This window comes from Halorubrum sp. 48-1-W, from assembly GCF_003287355.1.
Taxonomy (GTDB): domain Archaea; phylum Halobacteriota; class Halobacteria; order Halobacteriales; family Haloferacaceae; genus Halorubrum.
The window spans coordinates 91151-108590 of the sequence record NZ_QMIM01000001.1; the positions used below are offsets into that span (position 1 = coordinate 91151).

General features: G+C 67.4%; 18 protein-coding genes. 13 read left to right on the forward strand and 5 right to left on the reverse strand.

The features are described 5' to 3' along the window. Positions 1–127: 127 nt before the first annotated feature. The 10 genes from DQW50_RS17755 to ndk all read left to right on the forward strand — a co-directional run bounded on the left by DQW50_RS17755 (position 128) and on the right by ndk (position 6303). Positions 128–259 carry a twin-arginine translocation signal domain-containing protein gene (locus DQW50_RS17755; protein ID WP_157964826.1) on the forward strand — a complete coding sequence of 44 codons (132 nt, stop codon included), beginning with the start codon at positions 128–130 and terminating at the stop codon, positions 257–259. Then, on the forward strand, positions 256–1401 hold the full coding sequence (locus DQW50_RS00550) for an amino acid ABC transporter substrate-binding protein (RefSeq protein ID WP_157964827.1): 1146 nt from the start codon (positions 256–258) through the stop codon (positions 1399–1401). The genes DQW50_RS17755 and DQW50_RS00550 overlap by 4 nt, the downstream gene beginning before the upstream one ends. A gap of 10 nt (positions 1402–1411) precedes the next feature. Beyond that, the gene (locus tag DQW50_RS00555) at positions 1412–2305 is read left to right on the forward strand and encodes a branched-chain amino acid ABC transporter permease (RefSeq protein ID WP_112077386.1); all 894 of its coding nucleotides are present in this window, start codon (positions 1412–1414) and stop codon (positions 2303–2305) included. Beyond that, the gene (locus DQW50_RS00560) at positions 2302–3333 is read left to right on the forward strand and encodes a branched-chain amino acid ABC transporter permease (protein WP_112077602.1); all 1032 of its coding nucleotides are present in this window, start codon (positions 2302–2304) and stop codon (positions 3331–3333) included. The genes DQW50_RS00555 and DQW50_RS00560 overlap by 4 nt, the downstream gene beginning before the upstream one ends. Beyond that, positions 3330–4076, forward strand: a complete 747-nt coding sequence (locus tag DQW50_RS18305; protein WP_241964287.1) for an ABC transporter ATP-binding protein — start codon at positions 3330–3332, stop codon at positions 4074–4076. Before DQW50_RS00560 ends, DQW50_RS18305 begins: the two co-directional genes overlap by 4 nt. Then, on the forward strand, positions 4073–4807 hold the full coding sequence (locus DQW50_RS18310) for an ABC transporter ATP-binding protein (protein WP_241964288.1): 735 nt from the start codon (positions 4073–4075) through the stop codon (positions 4805–4807). The genes DQW50_RS18305 and DQW50_RS18310 overlap by 4 nt, the downstream gene beginning before the upstream one ends. 230 nt (positions 4808–5037) lie before the next feature. Next, positions 5038–5400, forward strand: coding sequence for a 50S ribosomal protein L7Ae (gene rpl7ae / locus DQW50_RS00570; RefSeq protein WP_112077387.1), 363 nt, complete (start codon positions 5038–5040; stop codon positions 5398–5400). A 6-nt stretch (positions 5401–5406) separates the two neighbouring features. Next, positions 5407–5631 carry a 30S ribosomal protein S28e gene (locus tag DQW50_RS00575; protein WP_112077388.1) on the forward strand — a complete coding sequence of 75 codons (225 nt, stop codon included), beginning with the start codon at positions 5407–5409 and terminating at the stop codon, positions 5629–5631. 3 nt (positions 5632–5634) lie between these two features. Beyond that, positions 5635–5823 (forward strand): 50S ribosomal protein L24e, encoded by a 189-nt coding sequence (locus tag DQW50_RS00580; RefSeq protein WP_112077389.1) that lies wholly within the window; start codon positions 5635–5637, stop codon positions 5821–5823. Continuing rightward, positions 5824–6303: a nucleoside-diphosphate kinase gene (gene ndk, locus DQW50_RS00585; protein ID WP_112077390.1), complete on the forward strand. Its 480-nt coding sequence runs from the start codon at positions 5824–5826 to the stop codon at positions 6301–6303. Between the two features lie 354 nt (positions 6304–6657). On the opposite strand, the gene DQW50_RS00590 is transcribed toward ndk, so the two are convergent. The 3 genes from DQW50_RS00590 to DQW50_RS00600 all read right to left on the reverse strand — a co-directional run bounded on the left by DQW50_RS00590 (position 6658) and on the right by DQW50_RS00600 (position 12006). Continuing rightward, positions 6658–7920, reverse strand: a complete 1263-nt coding sequence (locus tag DQW50_RS00590) for a PQQ-binding-like beta-propeller repeat protein (RefSeq protein WP_112077603.1) — start codon at positions 7918–7920, stop codon at positions 6658–6660. A gap of 110 nt (positions 7921–8030) precedes the next feature. Beyond that, the gene (locus DQW50_RS00595) at positions 8031–10532 is read right to left on the reverse strand and encodes a DUF2309 domain-containing protein (protein WP_112077391.1); all 2502 of its coding nucleotides are present in this window, start codon (positions 10530–10532) and stop codon (positions 8031–8033) included. Continuing rightward, complete coding sequence (locus DQW50_RS00600) at positions 10522–12006, reverse strand: proton-conducting transporter membrane subunit (protein WP_112077392.1); 1485 nt, start codon at positions 12004–12006, stop codon at positions 10522–10524. Before DQW50_RS00600 ends, DQW50_RS00595 begins: the two co-directional genes overlap by 11 nt. Positions 12007–12325: 319 nt before the next feature. Between DQW50_RS00600 and DQW50_RS00605 the strand changes: the two genes are divergently transcribed. Continuing rightward, positions 12326–13360 (forward strand): amidohydrolase family protein, encoded by a 1035-nt coding sequence (locus DQW50_RS00605; RefSeq protein WP_112077393.1) that lies wholly within the window; start codon positions 12326–12328, stop codon positions 13358–13360. Here the strand turns inward: DQW50_RS00605 and DQW50_RS00610 are convergent. Continuing rightward, complete coding sequence (locus DQW50_RS00610; protein ID WP_112077394.1) at positions 13339–13824, reverse strand: Lrp/AsnC family transcriptional regulator; 486 nt, start codon at positions 13822–13824, stop codon at positions 13339–13341. The genes DQW50_RS00605 and DQW50_RS00610 overlap by 22 nt on opposite strands. Before the next feature lie 97 nt (positions 13825–13921). Further along, positions 13922–14047, reverse strand: a complete 126-nt coding sequence (locus tag DQW50_RS18580; protein WP_255417604.1) for a hypothetical protein — start codon at positions 14045–14047, stop codon at positions 13922–13924. A gap of 366 nt (positions 14048–14413) precedes the next feature. On the opposite strand from DQW50_RS18580, the gene eif1A reads away from it, so the two are divergent. Next, the gene (eif1A, locus tag DQW50_RS00615; RefSeq protein ID WP_066417331.1) at positions 14414–14698 is read left to right on the forward strand and encodes a translation initiation factor eIF-1A; all 285 of its coding nucleotides are present in this window, start codon (positions 14414–14416) and stop codon (positions 14696–14698) included. Positions 14699–15585: 887 nt separating this feature from the next. Beyond that, positions 15586–17430, forward strand: a complete 1845-nt coding sequence (locus tag DQW50_RS00620) for an SLC13 family permease (RefSeq protein WP_112077395.1) — start codon at positions 15586–15588, stop codon at positions 17428–17430. The last annotated feature ends 10 nt before the right edge of the window (positions 17431–17440 follow it).

Here is a 17440-nt window from a genome sequence, read left to right on the forward strand (position 1 = left end):
GGACAAAAACGATCGCAAGCGAGGCGGAAGCGTCGCGCCGATCCATCGGATCGCTCTCGAACGAACACACATATTGACATCCACATAAACATTTATTACACGTACTCCGAGAACATTGTGTGTCGTTATGTCACGGAAATATGGCGATCGGCGGACGTTCCTGAAGGGCATCGGTGGTGCAGCGACCGCGGTCGGGTTGGCCGGCTGTTCCGGGCTCGGGGGGGATCCGAACGCGACTACTTCAAGCTTGGAGCGGTGACGTCGCTCTCAGGTGACCTCCGTTTCGGCGGCGAGGTAACTCAGCGTGGGTACGACCTGTGGGCGGACACGGTCAACGACGAGAAGGGCGGCATCGAGGTCGGTGGGGAGACCTACGAGGTGGAAGTGGAGTACGCCGACGCGCAGTCGAGTCCCTCGACGGGGGCAGACGCGGCCTCGGAGATGATCGAGGACGGCGCGGATGCCATCCTCGGTCCGTACTCGAGCAACGTCACCCTCGCGGTCTGTCCGATTATGGAGCAGAACTCCATGCCGCACATTACCGGAAGCGCCGAATCGCCGCAGATCTGGCAGGAGGGGTTCGAGTACAGCTTCGGGACCATCCCGACGGTGAGCATCATCGGCAACGAGGCGACGTCCGCGTTGTTGAACCTCGAACCACAGCCCGACTCGGTGTACGTCACGGCCGTCAACGAGCCTTTCTCCGTCGCGACCGGCGAGTCGATGCGGGACGCCGCCGAGGAGGCAGGGGTCACCGTCGAAAACTACGAGGAGTTCCCACGCGACGCCGACTACACGAACGTCGTGAGCGCGGCCCAGGACGTGGACCCGGACCTCCACCTACACGGCGGTCACATCGGAAGTCACGTCGACCTCATCAGCGCATCCGAGCAACTCGGATACAACCCGGACGGGTTCCTGATGCACTACGGTGTCAACACCGGGTCATACAAAGACGGGGCGGACGATCAGGCACCGTACACCTTCGGGGCGACGGTCTGGATCCCGAGCGTCGACCGGTCCGGAGGGGTCCTCTTCGACTCCCCGCAGGCGTACGCGGACGCATCCGAGTCCGAGTACGACACCGCGCCCGACTACACGCAGGCCGGATCGACGGCCGCCGGGATCGTCTTCCAGGAAGCGTTCAAGGAGCTCGGGTCGGCACCACCGTTGAGCCAGGACGACAAGGACGAACTGATCGGGATCCTCGAGGAGATCGATGTGAACACCTTCTACGGCGACGTCGCCTTCGAGACGGAGGGCGAGTACTACCACAACAACATCAACACCCAGACGCTCCTCATCCAGCTCGGCGAGGACGGGTCGCCAGCGATCGTCGGTCCGGAGGACGCCGCGACCGACGAGGCCAACTATCCAGTCCCCGCGTGGGACGAGCGGTAACTCCCCGTAGATGGTCGATATCGGACTGTTCACACAGATCGTGATCAACGGCCTCCTGCTCGGGGGGATCTACATCACGATCGGCGTCGGGTTCTCGCTCGCGTTCGGCGTCCTCGAGGTCGTCGACTTCGCGGTCGGCGAGTACGTGATGGTCGGCGCGTTCATGGGGGCGGTCCTCGCCCCGGTGTTCGGTGCCGAGGGGATCTTCGTCATCCCGATCGTCCTCGTGGTGTTCTTCCTCGCCGGGTCGCTCATCCAACCGCTGATCCACCACGTGACGACCGGGGACAGACCCCATCCGTTGTTGATGGGGCTCGTCTTCACGTTCGGGCTCGCGACGTTCCTCCGCGGCTCGGTGCTCACGATCTTCGGCCCGAACAACCAGGACGTCCCTTCCTCGCTTCTGACGGGGGGAGTGACGGTTCCGGGGGTCGGGACCTTCCCGGTCGTGAGAACCGTGACCGCGGTCTTCGGCGTCACCGGACTGCTCGTGTTCATGTACTACCTGTACCGGACCCGTGGGGGGATGGCGATCCGCGCGATCGCCGAGGACCGCACGAACGCCCGATTGATGGGGATCAACATCAACCGGTACCAGTCGATCGCCTACGGCGCGTACGCCGCGCTGACCGGCAGCGCGGGCGTCTTCATCGGGATGATATTCACGGCGAACCCCGGCATGGGGCTCCAGTACACCGCGTTCGCGTTCTTCATGGTCGTGCTCGCCGGGATGGGCTACCTCCCCGGCGTCATCCTAGCCGGGATCGTCCTCGGACTCACCCAGTCGTTCACCGCGGTGTACATCAGCGGGAACCTCGTGTTGCTCGTGTTGTTCGCGATCATCTACGTCGTCCTGCTGGTGTCGCCGGCGGGGATCCTCGGTAAGGGGGAGTGGGCGACATGAGCGGACCCGTTCCTTCCCTCGATCGACTTCCGGGGGACCCACGCTACTGGTACGCCGGGCTCGCCGTCCTGTTGGTCGCCTGGCCGCTCCTGTTCGGCGCCTTCTGGGCGCGGATCGGGCTGGGCGCGCTGATGTGGATCGGCCTCGCCCAGTCGTGGAACATGATCGGCGGCTACGCCGGCTACCTCGACTTCGGCCACGGCGCGTATTTCGGGATCGGTGCCTTCGCGGCGGGGATCGCGATGGCACAGTTCGGCTACCCGTTCCTTGTCGGCTTCGGACTGGCGATCGTCGTCTCGTCGATCGTCTCCTACCTCGTCGCCGTACCGACCCTGCGGCTCACCGGCGCGTACTTCGCGATCGCGACGTGGGCGTTCGCCGAGTCGATCAAGCAGACGGCGCTCGTGACCGGGATCACCGGCGGGACCTTCGGGTTGAGCCTGCCGCGCTCGCCGGACACGTTCGTCGGGGTCCCGGTTCCGTTCGCGATCTCGGAGACGTTCTTCTACTACGCGATGCTCGTGTTGTGCCTGGCGACGATGGCGCTCACCTACTACCTGTTCGAACGCCACGAGTTCGGGTACCGGGTGAAGGCGCTCCGCGACGACCAGGACGCCGCCGAGTCGCTCGGGATCGACACGACTCGGGTGAAACGACAGGTGTACGTACTCTCGTGTGTCGTCGCGGCCGTCTTCGGGTCGGTACACGCGTGGTACATCGTCTACATCCACCCGAACGACGTGCTCGCGCCGATCATCACCGACCGGATGGTTATTATGGCGCTTCTGGGCGGGCTCGGGACGCTCACCGGCCCGGTTGCCGGCGGACTGCTCGTGTTCCTGTTGGAGCGGCTCTCGTCGGTGTTCCTCGGATCGACCACGTTCTACCTGCCGCTGATCGGCGTCCTGATCATGGTCACCGTCCTGTTCGCGCCGAGCGGCATCATCGGGATCCTCCGCGGGGAGGTCGATCGCGACGACGTGCGGAAGAACGTGAAGGAACTCGGGGAGAAGTTCGACCTACTATGACCGACGACATACTCCGAACGACCGACCTGACGAAGCGCTTCGGCGCGCTGACCGCCAACGACGGGATCTCACTCTCCGTCGAGCGAGGAGAGATCCGTGGGATCATCGGGCCGAACGGCTCGGGGAAGACCACGTTCTTCAACACCGTTACCGGGTTCTATCAACCGGACAGCGGGAGCGTCCACTTCGACGGAGAGGAAGTCACCGGCTGGGAGCCCCACCGACTCGCACGCCGCGGGCTCGGACGAACCTTCCAGATCGTCTCCCCGTTCAAGAACATGACCGTGCGACAGAACATGCTCGCGGTCCAGACCGACGACGACCGCTCGCGCGAGGAGAAACGCGACCGTGCCGGGGAGATCATGGAGTTCCTCGAGATCGACCACATCGCCGACAACGAGGCACGCGGCATGTCCGGGGGCCAACAGAAGCTGTTGGAGCTCGGCCGGGTGTTGATGCTCGATCCGGAGGTCGTGATGCTCGACGAGCCCGCGGCGGGCGTCAACCCGGCGCTCGAGTCGCGGATCATGGATCACATCCACGAGCTGAACGACGAGGGGAGGACGTTCGTCGTCATCGAACACGACATGCACGTGATGAAGACGCTCGCGGACTCGGTCTCCGTCTTCGACTCCGGGAGCCACATCGCACAGGGCGACTTCGAGGAAGTCTCCCAAGACGACGCCGTCCGGGAGGCGTACCTCGGTGGAACGACCGCGGAGGACGACGAGGTGCCGATATGAGCGGCGGAAACGGATCCAAGGACGTCCCGACGCTCTCGGCCACCGGGATCGAGGCGGGATACGACCGCCACCAGGTCCTCCACGGCATCACCTTCGAGAGCCGCGACGGTGTGACGTGTATCTTCGGCCCGAACGGCTCCGGGAAGTCGACGTTCCTGAAGACGTTGAACGGGATCGTCCCGGTGTGGGACGGCACCGTCACGTACGGCGACGTCGACCTCACCGGAGCGAAACCCGAGGAGATCGTCACCCACGGGATCGCGACGCTTCCACAGGGTGGCGGGATATTCGGGAGCCTCTCCGTTGAAGAGAACCTGGAGGTCGGAGCGTTCACCGTCGACGATGCCGCCGCGATCGGGGACCGCAAGGCGGAGGTACTCGAGGTGTTCCCGGCGCTCGAGGACAAGCTCGGCCAGAAAGCACGGGACCTCTCCGGAGGTCAACAGATGATGGTGAGCCTCGGTCGGGCGATGATGACCGGGGCGGACACGTTCCTGCTCGACGAGCCGTCGGCCGGGCTCGCGCCCCGGCTCGTCGACGACGCGTTCGGGCTGATAGAGCGGCTCGTCGACCGCGGCGCACAGGTCGTGCTGATCGAACAGAACGTCCGGGCGGCGCTCCGCCTGGCGGACTACGTGTACATCCTCGCGGAGGGGGAGGTACAGTTCAACGGGCCGCCGGAGGACCTCTCCGAGGAGGACGAGCTGATGGAGCTGTACCTGGGGCTGTAGGTCGGTCCCGTCGACTCGATCGACCACGGTACCTCCACACACACGGTACCTCCACACACGTATCGTTCGTCACACCCTCGCACACGCCTCGAGCGCTTTGAAAGCGCTTTTATGCTGTCCAAGAGTATCCGGGTGTACACCCTCTGTGGGGTCGATGATGTGCCGTTCCGACAGGGATCGACTACGGGACGGACACGCGAGCCCACACGGAGGACATAGGTGAACAACACATGCCAGTTTACGTAGACTACGACACCCCGGCCGACCTCGCCGAGCGAGCGCTCGAGGCGTTCGAGGTCGCCCGAGACACCGGTACGGTAAAGAAGGGAACGAACGAGACGACCAAATCCGTCGAGCGCGGCAACGCGAAGCTCGTCCTCGTCGCCGAGGACGTCTCGCCCGAGGAGATCGTGATGCACCTCCCCGAACTCGCCGAGGAGAAGGGGATCCCGGTCGTCTTCGTCGACACGCAAGACGAGGTCGGCCACGCCGCGGGCCTCGAGGTCGGCTCCGCCGCCGCCGCGGTTGTCGAGGCCGGCGACGCCGCCGACGACATCGAGGACATCGGCGAGAAGGTCGCGGAGCTCCGATAACCACCCATGAGCGCAGAAGAGGGACCCGGCGACTCGACCACCGCCGAGGTGATCGAGGTCGTCGGCAAGACCGGGATGCACGGCGAGGCCATGCAGGTCAAGTGCCGCATCCAGGAGGGATCGAACCAGGGACGGATCATCACGCGAAACGTCCTGGGTCCCGTCCGGCTGGGCGACGTGCTCCAGTTGCGAGAGACCCAGCGTGACGCCGACGCCATCGGAGGACGATAACCCATGGTCGAGACACGCACCTGTGATTACACCGGCGAGGAGATCGAGCCCGGCACGGGCACGATGTACGTGAAGACGAACGGACAGGTACTCCACTTCGTCGACTCGAAGGCGGAGAAGAACTACTTCCTTGGCCGCGAGGCGCGCGACCTCGAGTGGACCGAGGAAGGACGCAGGGAGAGAGGCGAGTAGATGAGCCACCACGACGAGCGCACCTTCGTGATGGTCAAACCCGACGGCGTCCAGCGCGGCCTGATCGGCGAGATCGTCTCCCGCTTCGAGGAGCGCGGCCTGAAGCTCGTCGGCGGCAAGTTCATGCGGATCGACGAGGAGCTCGCCCACGAGCACTACGGCGAGCACGCGGACAAGCCCTTCTTCGACGGGCTCGTCGAGTTCATCACCTCTGGGCCCGTCTTCGCGATGGTCTGGGAGGGTGCGGACGCGACCCGTCAGGTCCGCGCGATGGTCGGCGAGACCGACCCCGCCGAGTCCGCCCCGGGCACGATCCGTGGCGACTTCGGGCTCGACCTCGGCCAGAACGTGATCCACGCGTCGGACCACGAGGACGAGGGCGCGAACGACCGCGAGATCGACCTGTTCTTCGACGAGGACGAACTCGTCGACTACGACCTCGACGCCGCCGCGTGGGTGTACGAGGACGAGGACCACTGAGGGCGACGACCACCCGGGCCGACGACCTCGGACTTCGGCGTACCTGTGACGGCCGGTCTCGCCCGGTTCTCACGTCGGATCGACCCGACGACGACCGGCTAGCGGCCGCCTCGTTGACACACCTCGTTTCCGGTGAAATCGGTCCGTATTCCGGCTCCTGTCGAGCGATTCCTCGTTTTCCCGCCGATACGAAGGGGCACGAGCGCACGCTCTCCCCCGAGCCGCGAGCGCTCACCGGAGCGTCTGCTACGTCGAGAGCGTCTGCCACGTTGGGAGCGTCTGCTACGTCGGGAGTGTCTGCTACGTCGAGAGCGTCTGCTACGTCGGGAGTGTCTGCTACGTCGGGAGTGTCTGCTACGTCGAGAGCGCCCGGATCACGCCGTCCCCGTCCACGACGAGAACCTCGTCGGTTCCGTCGTCGTCCGCGTCGGCGAACCGGGGCCCCGCGTACACGACCGTCTCCGGGACGCTCCCGCGGACGACGACCTCGCCGTTGCGGGTCAGCCCGAGCACCTCGCCCTCGCGGTTCACCGCCGCCGACTCCGGCGTGTCGTCGCCGGTCAGCTCTCCGATCCCCGGCGGGTTCACGCGCGTTTGCCCGCCGAACTGCTGTTTCCAGACGACCTCGCCGTCGAGCAGGTTGACGGCCCAGACGCTTCCGCCACCGCCGACGAGGACCTGTCCGCCGTCGACGTCCCCCACGGCGACGGGTCGATCCTGGAGCCCGACCTCGTAGCGCGAGGAGCCGTCCGCACCCTCCAGCGCCTCGAGGTTCCCGTTGGACCCGCCGAGCGCGAGAACCGGGCCACGCCGCGTCTCCGCGACGGTCCAGCCGACCGCCGTCACCTCCGGAGTCGCCGTCCACCGCGTTTCGCCCGACTCGTCGAAGAGGTGGACGGTTCCGGGGTCCCTTCCCGCCGTCAATATCGCGACGCCGCCGGGGACCGGCTCGTCACGCCCGTCGGGGTCGGGATCGGGCGTGACGACCAACGGCGGGCGCTCTATCCGCCCGTCGACCGACGCTTCGAAGACCGGCTCCCCCTCGCCGTCGACCGCGAGCACGGTCCCGTCCGTGCCTGCCGTGGCCACGAGGCTCTCGCCGTCGCCGGTCGGGTCGCCGATCGCCGGGGCGGTCCCGCCCGACCCCTCGAGGTCGACGGCGAACCGCTCCTCGCCGTCGTCGGCGTTCAATACGACGAGCCTCCCCGGCGCGGTCGTCAGCGCGACCACCGGATCGCCAGCGAGCGTGCCGGTCGCGAGCCGGCTCACGCCGACCGGGTCGCCGCCGTCGTCGGTCTCGGCGTCGCTCCCGGCGTCGTCGGTCTCGCCAGTCGCTCCCGGTATCCGGGTCGTCCACGCCCGGCCGTCGCCCGGAACCACCGCACGGACGGCCCGGTCGCCGTCCTCGACGGTCGGCTGGACGACCAGCGTCTCGCCGTCGACGTCGACGGTCGCAGTCCCGGTACCGTCGTCCCCCGGAGCGGGCTCGGACTCCCAGACGACCGTGGCTTCGGTGTTCGTGTCGTCGAGGCCGACGAACGCGAACATGGCGACGCCGACGCCGGTCGCGCCGCCGGCGAAGAGGATCAGGATCGCGAACAGGACTCGACGGTCCATTACCGGCGGTTCGGTCGGCGGAGACATACGGCTGTCGGATGCGACTCGGGACGGCGGATCCGGGGGTCCCTCGGACCCCGATCCGCCGAACGCGATCCCGCGGGTCGCCGTCAGTCGTCCGCGACCGTGGGCGCGGTCGGTACCGCCCGACGAGCGGGGGGACGCTCGGACGCCGACGTCCATTCCAGACCGTCCTCGTAGTGGAACGCGCGGTGGTCCCAGGTCGGGTCGACGACCGTCAGGGAGAGCCAGTCGTTGTCGAGGAGTCCGGTCAGTTCTTCGTGGTCGGCAAGCACCTCGCTGACGCGGTCGACCGGCGCGTGGACGACCGTCGAGAGCCGGAGCGGCTGGTGGTACGGTTCGTCGTCCGTGGCCATCAGCGACTGGAGCGGGAGACCGCTCATCAGGTCGCCGCCGTTGCCCTGGTACACGCCGACGTTGCCGACCGGGTTGTGCGTCACCTTCGATCCTCCCCCGTAGACGGCGTTGTCGACCGTCGAGAAGTAGTACTGCGCGTTTATCCACTGGGTGACGACCATCGGTCCCGCGAGGATCGCCTCGAGCGCGTCGCCGTCGGGGTCGGTCGACCAGTCGTACGAGTGGAGGAACGCGCGTCCGTCGAGATCGAGGCCGCTCGTCAGGTCACGGGGACCGACGACGAACCCGGCGTTGCCGGCCAGCCCCCACTCCGGGCGCGTCTCGGCCCAGTCGGCGGCGCGACGCTCCGCCTCCCTGACGCTCGACGCGTCGTCAGTGCCGTCCACGTCAGCGTCCGTCGACACGTCAGCGTCCGTCGGCACGTCAGCGTCCGTCGGCACGTCGGCGTTCGTCGACCCGAGACGCTCGGCGGTCGCGCGCTCGCGAGCCACGTCGAGGTCCGAACGCAGCCGGTCGAGGTCCGTCGCGTGGCTCTCGGGGACGTGGCCGTCGTACAGCTCTATCTCGTCGGTCGTGGTGTTGTGCTGGGCAGCGAGGAAGACGGTGTCCTCGGGGACGTCGAACCCGCGGTCACGGAGGCCGGCCCTGACCGCCTCGTCGTTACAGACGGTCGCGAGGAGGCGCGCGTTCGGACCGCCGGGGTTACCGGCACACGCCCCGCAGTCCAGGCTCGAGGCGTGGGGGTTGTTGGCCGTCTCGCCGGCGTGACCGGCGAAGACGACGAGCCGCCCGAACGTCTCCCATCCCATCAGCTCGAAGGCGGTCGCGGCGTACTCGACCCGCTCCTCGCGGGTCAACCCGACCGGGAGGCCGTCGGCGTGATCCTCCCGGTGATCGACGACCTGGTCACAGAACTCGTGGTCGTCGGGGACCGCGTCGCCGGCGCTATCGAGCAGGTCGCGAACGCGTCCGGGGAGGAGGGTACGGGCCGCGAGCGCCAGCCCGTATCCGCTGCCGGCGCTCTCGACGAAGCCGAACGCAGTCGCGGGGTTGGTCTTCAGCGTCTCGACGGCCTCGCCCGCGGCCTCGCGGAGGCCCGACCAGCGGTCGTGGCTCGCCCGCCCGTCCTCGTCCACGGGGACCTCCGTGAGGTGGTGTTTCGGGTCGAGGATCGGCGGACAGGCGTCGACCGACACCCCGGAACCGTAGCCCCGATATTCCATCGGGATCCCGAAGAAGCCGGCGTAGCCGTGGGTCTCGTAGCCGCCGACCGCCTCGATGTGCCGGCGAACGACCTCCGACCGCGTGTCGATACAGAAGACCAGCTGTGCGTCCGGGCGGTCGGCGGGTTCATCCTCAGCCGGCGCACCGTCGAGCGCCTCGCTCTCGGCGGCGACGTGAGCGACGATCTCACGTCGGTAGCTCGCCTCCCACGCCGTCAGAAACGCGTCGGCGAGTTCGTCGGCCGGTCCGACCGTCGCCCCGTCGCGGTCGGTCGCCGGTGCGAGGTCGACGCCGAAGCCGTCCAGCAACGCGAGCCGCACCGCCAGGTATCCCTCGCGCGTGATGGGGTATGCCGACTGCCACGCGCCGTCGTCGGCGACGCGGCGGTTGACGAATCGGGTCCACCCGGGGAGCGCCGCGAACTGCTCCTCGAGGACGGGCGTCCACTGGCTCTCCGGGTACGGCTCCAGCACGGCTTCGACGACGTCGATCGGCGAGGCCGGCAGGTCGGCGACGATCCCCTCGTCGGGTATCCGGCCGTCGTACGCTGACACGGACCGGACGGCGCCGTAGAACCCCTCCTCGCGGTTCGGCATCGACCACCGTGCGTGCCCCTCGTCGAGGAACGCAGCGAGCCACTTCGTCAGCACCCGGTCGACACGCCGTACGGCGGGGTCCGTCCCCTCCGCGTCGGGGCGTGGACGTCCGGTGTCGGCGTCCATGCGCTCCAACAGGGTCTCCGGGGCTGCCTCGTAGCCGCGTTCGGCCAGTTCGGCTTCGAGTATCTCGGGGTCGATCCGCCCGCGGTCGAGGGCGGTCCGGAACGTTTCCGGGCTCGGGTAGCCGCGACCGCCAAGGAGGTCCACAGCCTGCCCGACGGCCTCGTCGAAGGGCAGGTGCTCGAAGCCCGCGAGCGGATTGGCCGTCACGAACGAGTGGATCGGCCAGAGCGATCCGACGGTCGTCGCCGCCTCCTCGATACGTTCCTCGATGGCGTGTTCAGTACGCATCGTATTCCTCCGTGGCGGTCAACAGGGTGCTCGACGCGGGCTGGCTCGCGTTCACCAGCACGACGTAGAGGCGCCGGCTACGCTCGTGGAGGCCGAGCTCTATCGCGACGTATACGGTAACGAAGACGACGGCGACGAGCGCGTGGAGCGGGCTCAGTTCGGCCGGGGCCGAAACGACCGGGATACCGGAGAGCACGGCCGAGATCGCCTCGTAAACGAGCGCGTAGACGGAGATAGCCGGGAGGAACACGAGCGGGACCGCGGCGTAGCGGGCCGGTGTCGAAAGCGAGGCACGTTCGACGACGCTGTGGGCCGCGTGGAGCGTTGTGAGCACGACGAACAGCGTGAGCAACAGCCCGCTGTCGACGCTCGTCCCCTTCCCGGTGAGGACTGCGAACAGCGCGCCGCCGGCCAGTCCGGTCAGGAGGACGACGCCGACGCTGACGACGCCCGTTCCGCGGGGCGCGTTATGTGTCGGACTCGTGTGTTCGATCCGCTCGCCCGCGCTAAGGAAGTGGTACGCCTTGTAAAACCCGTGGAGGACGAGGTGGGTGATGGCGGCCCCGAAGAAACCGAGACCGGCCTGCATGATCATGAACCCCATCTGCCCGACCGTCGAACAGCCCAGTTCGCCCTTGACGTTCGACTGGACGGCCTTGAGCAGTTTACCCAGCAGGGCGCTCGTCGCGCCGACGGCGACGATCCCGAGCATGAGGGTCGCGTCCACGGTCACGACCGGCGCGAACCGGACCAACAGGATGCCGCCCGCGTTGACGAAGCCGGCGTGCATCAGCGCCGACGCCGGCGTCGGCGCGGTCATCGAGGAGAGCAACCAGCCGTGGAACGGGACGAGCGCGGACTGGATCATCGCCGCGAGGACGAGCGCGACCGCGGCGACGAGCCACGCCGTCCCGCCGAGGCCGTCGGCGGCCGCGGCGATCCCGGAGACCGTCGTCTCGCCGGTCGTCCACCACAGGGTCGTCAACGCGGTGGCGAGGAGCGCGCTGCTGGCGAGGAAGTACGTGCGGGCGACACGCGCCGCGGCTCGTGCCTGTCTCCAGCCGTCGATGGTGCCGATCAGCTCCGCCATCACCAGTCCCATCGCCAGCCACAGGACGGCGAACAAGGCGAGGTGGTCGGCAGCGGCGAGCCCCATGACGACGACCGTGAACCCGAAGACGGCGAGGAAGAAGCCGGTCTCGTGGCGACTCCCGGCCATGTAGCGGCGCGAGTAGCTGTGTACGATGCCGCTGAAGAAGCTAACGACGACCCACAGGAGGACGGTCAGGCCGTCGACACCGACCACGCCGGGGATCTCCCAGGCGCCGCCGAGTCGAACGTGAGCGACGAGTGCGGCGACGCTCGCGGCGAAAAGCGACCACACGAGCCACGTCAGTGCGAGGGACGCGAACGGCGATCCAGCCGTGGCGTCCGGAAGTGCTCCGACCGTCGGTTTCGAGGTGCGTTCTGACATCGATCAGTCCGTCGTGCGACCGTTCCGATCGACGAGGCCCGCTCGCGATCCGATTTCGGTCGTCTTATCGGTCATAGAGAACAGAACAGGTATTAAATCCATCTATAGTCACAGTTCGTTCGAAAATAGGACATTATAGAACGTTATGTTTATCGAAGGTCGGGGAGCACCACGAGGACGTGGACGGAGCGGCCGCGTCGGCTCCGGACCGGGATTTCGTCCCTCGTGACGGATCGCAACGAGAACCGGATCTGGATTCACGGATCGTGAGACGTGCCCGTTCAGAAAACCGTATCGTGATCGAGTCCCGAGCGTCGGCATGGACGAACTCGAAGGGACGGTCCTCGCCGGACCGTCGTTCGACCCCGTTCGTGGACGCGTCGTCGTCGAGGACGGACGGATCACGGCCGTCGAGGAGACGAGCACGGACTCGACCGATATCATCCTGCCGGCGTTCGTCAACGCGCACACGCACCTGGGGGACTCCGTCGCGAAGGAGGCGGCCGTCGGCCTGTCTCTCGACGAGGCGGTGGCACCGCCGGACAGCCTGAAACACCGGCGGCTGGCGGCTGTCGACCGGTCCGACCTCGTGTCGGCGATGCGCCGCACGCTCCGGTTCATGCGCCGAACCGGCACGGTCTCGTGTCTGGACTTCCGCGAGTTCGGGATCGACGGCGCACGCGCGCTTCGCGAGGCGGCGGAGCCGGTCCTCTTCGAGCCGTTCGTTTTCGGAAGCGGGGACCCCGCCGTCCTCGACGTCGCCGACGGGTACGGGGCCTCCGGCGCGAACGACGACGACTTCGCCGCGGAGCGCGCCGCCTGCGAGGACCGGGGACTCCCCTTCGCGATCCACGCCGGCGAACCGGACGCGACCGACATCCACCCGGCGCTCGACCTGGACCCGGACCTGCTCGTCCACATGGTCCACGCCGAGCCCGAGCACCTCGATCGGGTCGCTGACCGTTCGGTTCCGGTCGCGGTCTGCCCGCGCGCGAACACGGTGCTCGACGTCGGCACCCCGCCGGTACGGGAGCTACTCGACCACACGACGGTCGCGCTCGGGACCGACAACGTGATGTTGAACCCGCCGTCGATGTTCCGCGAGATGGCGTACGCGGCGAAACGGTTCGACGTGACCTCCCGGGAGGTGTTGCGGATGGCCACCGTTGCCGGCGCCGAGATCGCCGGGCTCGACTGTGGAGTCGTCGCTCCGGGCCGGAGAGCTGAGCTCGTCGTCCTCGACGGGGACTCGGACAACCTTTCGGGCACCGCCGATCCGGTGCGGGCGGTCGTTCGTCGCGCGACGGCACTGGACGTCGAGCGCGTGGTCGGTCAGCCGTCGTCGGTCGCGTGAGCGAGACGGTCGAACTCGCCGAACGGCGTCGTCTCGTGGGTCCGAACGAGGACTTCGTCGGCGACCGTGAGCCCCATATCGAGGAGTTCCTGCGCGACGGAGGTGATGTCGTCGTCCGTCTCGCCCACGGCAGTCACGAGGAGGTTCTGTTCGCCGGTGACCAGCTCCTGGACCGACACGACGCCGTCGATGTCCAGGATACCGGGGATGAGACCGCCGCGTTCGGGGATCGAAGCGGTACAATAAAGCAACATACGGAGCGGATACCCCGACTGTTGGTAATCGACGTGGGCGCCGTATCCCTTGATCACGCCGTCGGACTCGAGACGTTGGATGCGCTTCCGGACGGTGCTGTCCGAGGTACCGGTTCGCTCCGCGATGTCGGCGGAGGAGACGTTTCGGGCGTCCTCCTGGAGCGCGTACAGGATCGCTTTGTCCACCTCGTCGACCTCCCTGTTACTCATACGGACGTGTCCGCAGGAGAGGTACTTTACTGTGTGACGTTTCCCGGCTAGGGGGGGTCGGCCGCGCGCCTCGGTCCGACCGGCGTGTCGCGCCCCCTCAGATCACGAACGCGATCGCCTGATACAACAGGCCGACGACGAAGACGGCGATCAACGCGACCGTCGCAACGACGACGACCGGCGAGAGGTGCTCGGGCTCCTGTTCGAAGGTGAGTGCGTCCATGGGGAGCGGTCGCCCGGACGCGGTTTGAAGGCTTCGCTCGATCGACCGTGGACGCTTGGCCCGATCGACTGTGGACGCTTGGCCCGATCGACTGTGGACGCTTGGCTCAAGCGGTCGGAGACGCTCGCTGGATCGGTCGTGGATGCGCCACGACAACCGGGAGGAGAGCAGATGTGCGTCTCGGCGGACTCACTGCGTTGTGGGCTGCCGAACGCCGGGAAGACGACCGTCGCCGAGCAGTCGAACGGGCCGACGCCGGCTTCGAGTACGGCCCCCACAACCACTCGTTCCGTGTTACCTATGCTCGTGGCTCACGCGGGCTCGTATCTCCCACCACTTATACCGGCGTGCCCCCTACCTGACGGCGTGAGCGAAGAATCCGGGCGTCGGAACCTCCGAATGCCCTCAGACGACGAAGTGTTCGCCGTCGTAACGGAACACCTCGGCGGCAACCACGTTCGTCTCCGGTGTGTGGACGGGAAAGAGCGGCTGGGACGGATCCCCGGCCGAATGAAGTATCGCACGTGGATCAACGAGGGCGACGTCGTCCTCGCCGAGCCGTGGAGCTGGCAGGACGAGAAGGCCAACGTCGAGTGGCGCTACACCGACGACCAGGCCGACCAGCTCCGCCGTGAAGGCCACATCGAATAATACGACGCGCCCGCTTCTCCGAGTCACGCCGTCGGCGTTCGAGCGATGGCTCCCTTCGCGTGACCGATATCGGCTCCGTCGGAACCCGATTCAACGGACGCAATATCGAATGAAACAGCCGGTCGACGTGAATTGCTAGTCGTACGGTTGTTTCGATAGGTATCGGGGTGAGTAGAACGGGATCGTTGCTGGCGGGGTGAACACGTCCAAAGCCTCAGTCGCTCGGTTCTACAGAGCAGCGAGCGCGACGTCGGAGCACACCTCCAAAGCCCCAGTCGCTCGGTTCTACAGAGTAGCGAGCGCGACGTCGGGGCACACCTCCAAAGCCCCAGTCGCTCGGTACTACAGAGCAACGAGCGCGGTTTCGGAGAACACCTCCAAAGCCCCAGTCGCGAGGAGCGCGTACACTCGTTGCGTTCCTCGGTCGCTCACTCCGTTCGCTCCCTCCGGTACTTACGTCGTCATCAGAACGCACTGCGTTCTGATTGGCTCACGAGAGCTCTGCTCTCGTGAACGTCTACGCGCTCCTCGCGACTGCCCCTTTGAGTCCCGCCCCGCACAGCCCCGCAACCGCACCTCACGCCTCCCCAGCCTCGTCGACCGGCCTCCGCGTTGCTCCGGCCGGTCGACTCCACCGGAAATCAGAGATTTCCGAGCAGTCGGCGCTTCGCGCCGACGACCTCGCGGGCGGTTCGCGCCCTCCAGGCGCTCACCGGCGCAGGGCGAGAGCGAAGCTCTCGCTTGAAGCCGGCGCGAAGCGCCGGCGACGCCACCGCGAATCGATAGCGTACTCATCTGTACTGACCACCGAGGGAGCGAGGCCGTCGTTTTCCACTGATCTCGACGGATCCCCGAAACGATATACGGTCGCTCCGAATGCGGTAGTCATGGTCATCGCCGGCGTTCCGACGGCCGCGGTCGTCGTCTTCGCGTTGATCGGGGTCGCACTGGTGCTCTTCGTCTCCGAGATCATCCCTACCGACATCACCGCGATCGGGATCGTCGTCGCGCTCGCGGCCTTGGAGCCGTGGACCGGGGTAGGCGCACGCGGAGCCATCTCCGGGTTCGCGAACACCGCGACGGTCACCATCGTCGCGATGTACATGCTGAGCGCCGGGATCCAGCGGACGGGACTGGTCCAGCGGCTCGGGATCTACCTCGCCCGCTTCACGCGCGGCGACGAGACGCGCGCGCTGGCTGCGACGATCGGGACCACCGGCCCCATAGCGGGCGTCATCAACAACACCCCGGTCGTCGCGGTGTTCATCCCGATGATCACAGACCTGGCGAACGAGACCGGCGTCTCTCCCTCGAAGCTCCTCATGCCGCTCTCGTACGCCGCGATCCTCGGCGGCACGCTGACGCTCATCGGCACCTCGACGAACCTGCTGGCCAGCGAGTTCGCCGCGACGCTGCTCGATCGGGGGCCGATCGGGATGTTCGAGTTCACCGCGCTCGGTGTGGTGGTCCTGGTCGTCGGGCTTGCGTACCTGATGACCGTCGGCCGGTGGCTCACCCCGGCTCGGATCCCGGTCGACGCCGACCTCGTCGAGGAGTTCGAACTCGCGGACTTCCTCGCGGAACTCCGCGTCGGGCCCGATTCGAACGCGATCGGGCTCCCGGTCGCGGCGGTCGACGAGCGGACCGACGGCGCGGTGACGCCGCTCCAGATCCGGCGGAACGGCGAGGCGTTCCTCGCCGCCGGAAGCGACCAGCGGCTCCAGCCGGGCGACGTGGTGGTCGTCAACGGCTCGCGGACGACGGTGAACCGTTTTCGACAACGGCTGGGACTCGACCGAGTCGACCGCGGCGGCGTCACGGAGGAGACGTTCGCCGACGCGGACTCGTCCGACCGGCTCGGGAAGGCCGTCGTTCCCGAGACGTCCCGGTTCCTCGGGGAGACCCTTTCGGAGTCCAGACTCAAGGCGTTTCACGGCATGACGGTGCTCGCTATCCGCCGGGGGGGCGAGCTGATCCGAACCGACCTCTCGTCGGTGCCGCTGGAAGCGGGCGACCTCCTCTTGGTCCAGACCACGCCGGAGTCGGTCGACTACTTCGCCGACGGCGACGACCTCCTCGTGATCCACGAGGACGCGCTCGATCGGCTCGACGAGGCGGACGCGGAGGAGATCGCCCCGCTCTCGCCGAAGACGCCGGTCGCGGTCGGGATCATGGCCGCCGTGGTCGGGCTGGCCGCCCTCGACGTCCTCCCGATCGTGATCGCCGCGCTCGGCGGAGTGTTCGCGATGGTCGTCACCGGGTGCCTCTCCTCGGCGGACGCCTACGACGCGGTCTCCTGGAACGTCGTCTTCCTCTTGGCCGGCGTGATCCCGCTCGGGCTCGCGATGGAGGCGACCGGCGGGGCCGCCCTCATCGCCGAGGGGCTCGTCGCGACCGGCACCGTCCTCCCGCTCGTGGGCGTGTTGCTGTTGTTCTACGTCGTCACGGGGCTACTCGCGAACGTGATCACGCCGGTGGCCACGATCGTGTTGATGATCCCGATCGCGGTCGACGCGGCGGCGAGACTCGACGCTGGCGGGTTCACGTTCCTGCTCGCCGTGACCTTCGCGTCCGCGACCTCCTTCATGACGCCGGTCGGCTATCAGACCAACCTGATGGTGTACGGCCCCGGCGGCTACGAGTTCACCGACTTCCTGCGCGTCGGCGGGCCGCTCCAGCTCCTGCTCTCGGTCGTGACCACCGTCGGGATCGTCGCGATCTGGGGGCTTTGAGCGGCGACAC

Bases quoted from the DNA above. Each gene is read 5' to 3' on its own strand.
- ndk (WP_112077390.1), top strand. From the start codon at position 5,824: ATGAGCCACCACGACGAGCGCACCTTCGTGATGGTCAAACCCGACGGC.
- DQW50_RS00555 (WP_112077386.1), top strand. From the start codon at position 1,412: ATGGTCGATATCGGACTGTTCACACAGATCGTGATCAACGGCCTCCTG.
- DQW50_RS00560 (WP_112077602.1), top strand. From the start codon at position 2,302: ATGAGCGGACCCGTTCCTTCCCTCGATCGACTTCCGGGGGACCCACGC.
- DQW50_RS00600 (WP_112077392.1), bottom strand. From the start codon at position 12,006: ATGTCAGAACGCACCTCGAAACCGACGGTCGGAGCACTTCCGGACGCC.
- DQW50_RS00595 (WP_112077391.1), bottom strand. From the start codon at position 10,532: ATGCGTACTGAACACGCCATCGAGGAACGTATCGAGGAGGCGGCGACG.
- DQW50_RS18580 (WP_255417604.1), bottom strand. From the start codon at position 14,047: ATGGACGCACTCACCTTCGAACAGGAGCCCGAGCACCTCTCGCCGGTC.
- DQW50_RS00610 (WP_112077394.1), bottom strand. From the start codon at position 13,824: ATGAGTAACAGGGAGGTCGACGAGGTGGACAAAGCGATCCTGTACGCG.
- DQW50_RS00605 (WP_112077393.1), top strand. From the start codon at position 12,326: ATGGACGAACTCGAAGGGACGGTCCTCGCCGGACCGTCGTTCGACCCC.
- DQW50_RS18305 (WP_241964287.1), top strand. From the start codon at position 3,330: ATGACCGACGACATACTCCGAACGACCGACCTGACGAAGCGCTTCGGC.
- DQW50_RS17755 (WP_157964826.1), top strand. From the start codon at position 128: ATGTCACGGAAATATGGCGATCGGCGGACGTTCCTGAAGGGCATCGGT.
- DQW50_RS18310 (WP_241964288.1), top strand. From the start codon at position 4,073: ATGAGCGGCGGAAACGGATCCAAGGACGTCCCGACGCTCTCGGCCACC.
- DQW50_RS00620 (WP_112077395.1), top strand. From the start codon at position 15,586: ATGGTCATCGCCGGCGTTCCGACGGCCGCGGTCGTCGTCTTCGCGTTG.
- DQW50_RS00575 (WP_112077388.1), top strand. From the start codon at position 5,407: ATGAGCGCAGAAGAGGGACCCGGCGACTCGACCACCGCCGAGGTGATC.
- DQW50_RS00590 (WP_112077603.1), bottom strand. From the start codon at position 7,920: ATGGACCGTCGAGTCCTGTTCGCGATCCTGATCCTCTTCGCCGGCGGC.
- rpl7ae (WP_112077387.1), top strand. From the start codon at position 5,038: ATGCCAGTTTACGTAGACTACGACACCCCGGCCGACCTCGCCGAGCGA.
- DQW50_RS00580 (WP_112077389.1), top strand. From the start codon at position 5,635: ATGGTCGAGACACGCACCTGTGATTACACCGGCGAGGAGATCGAGCCC.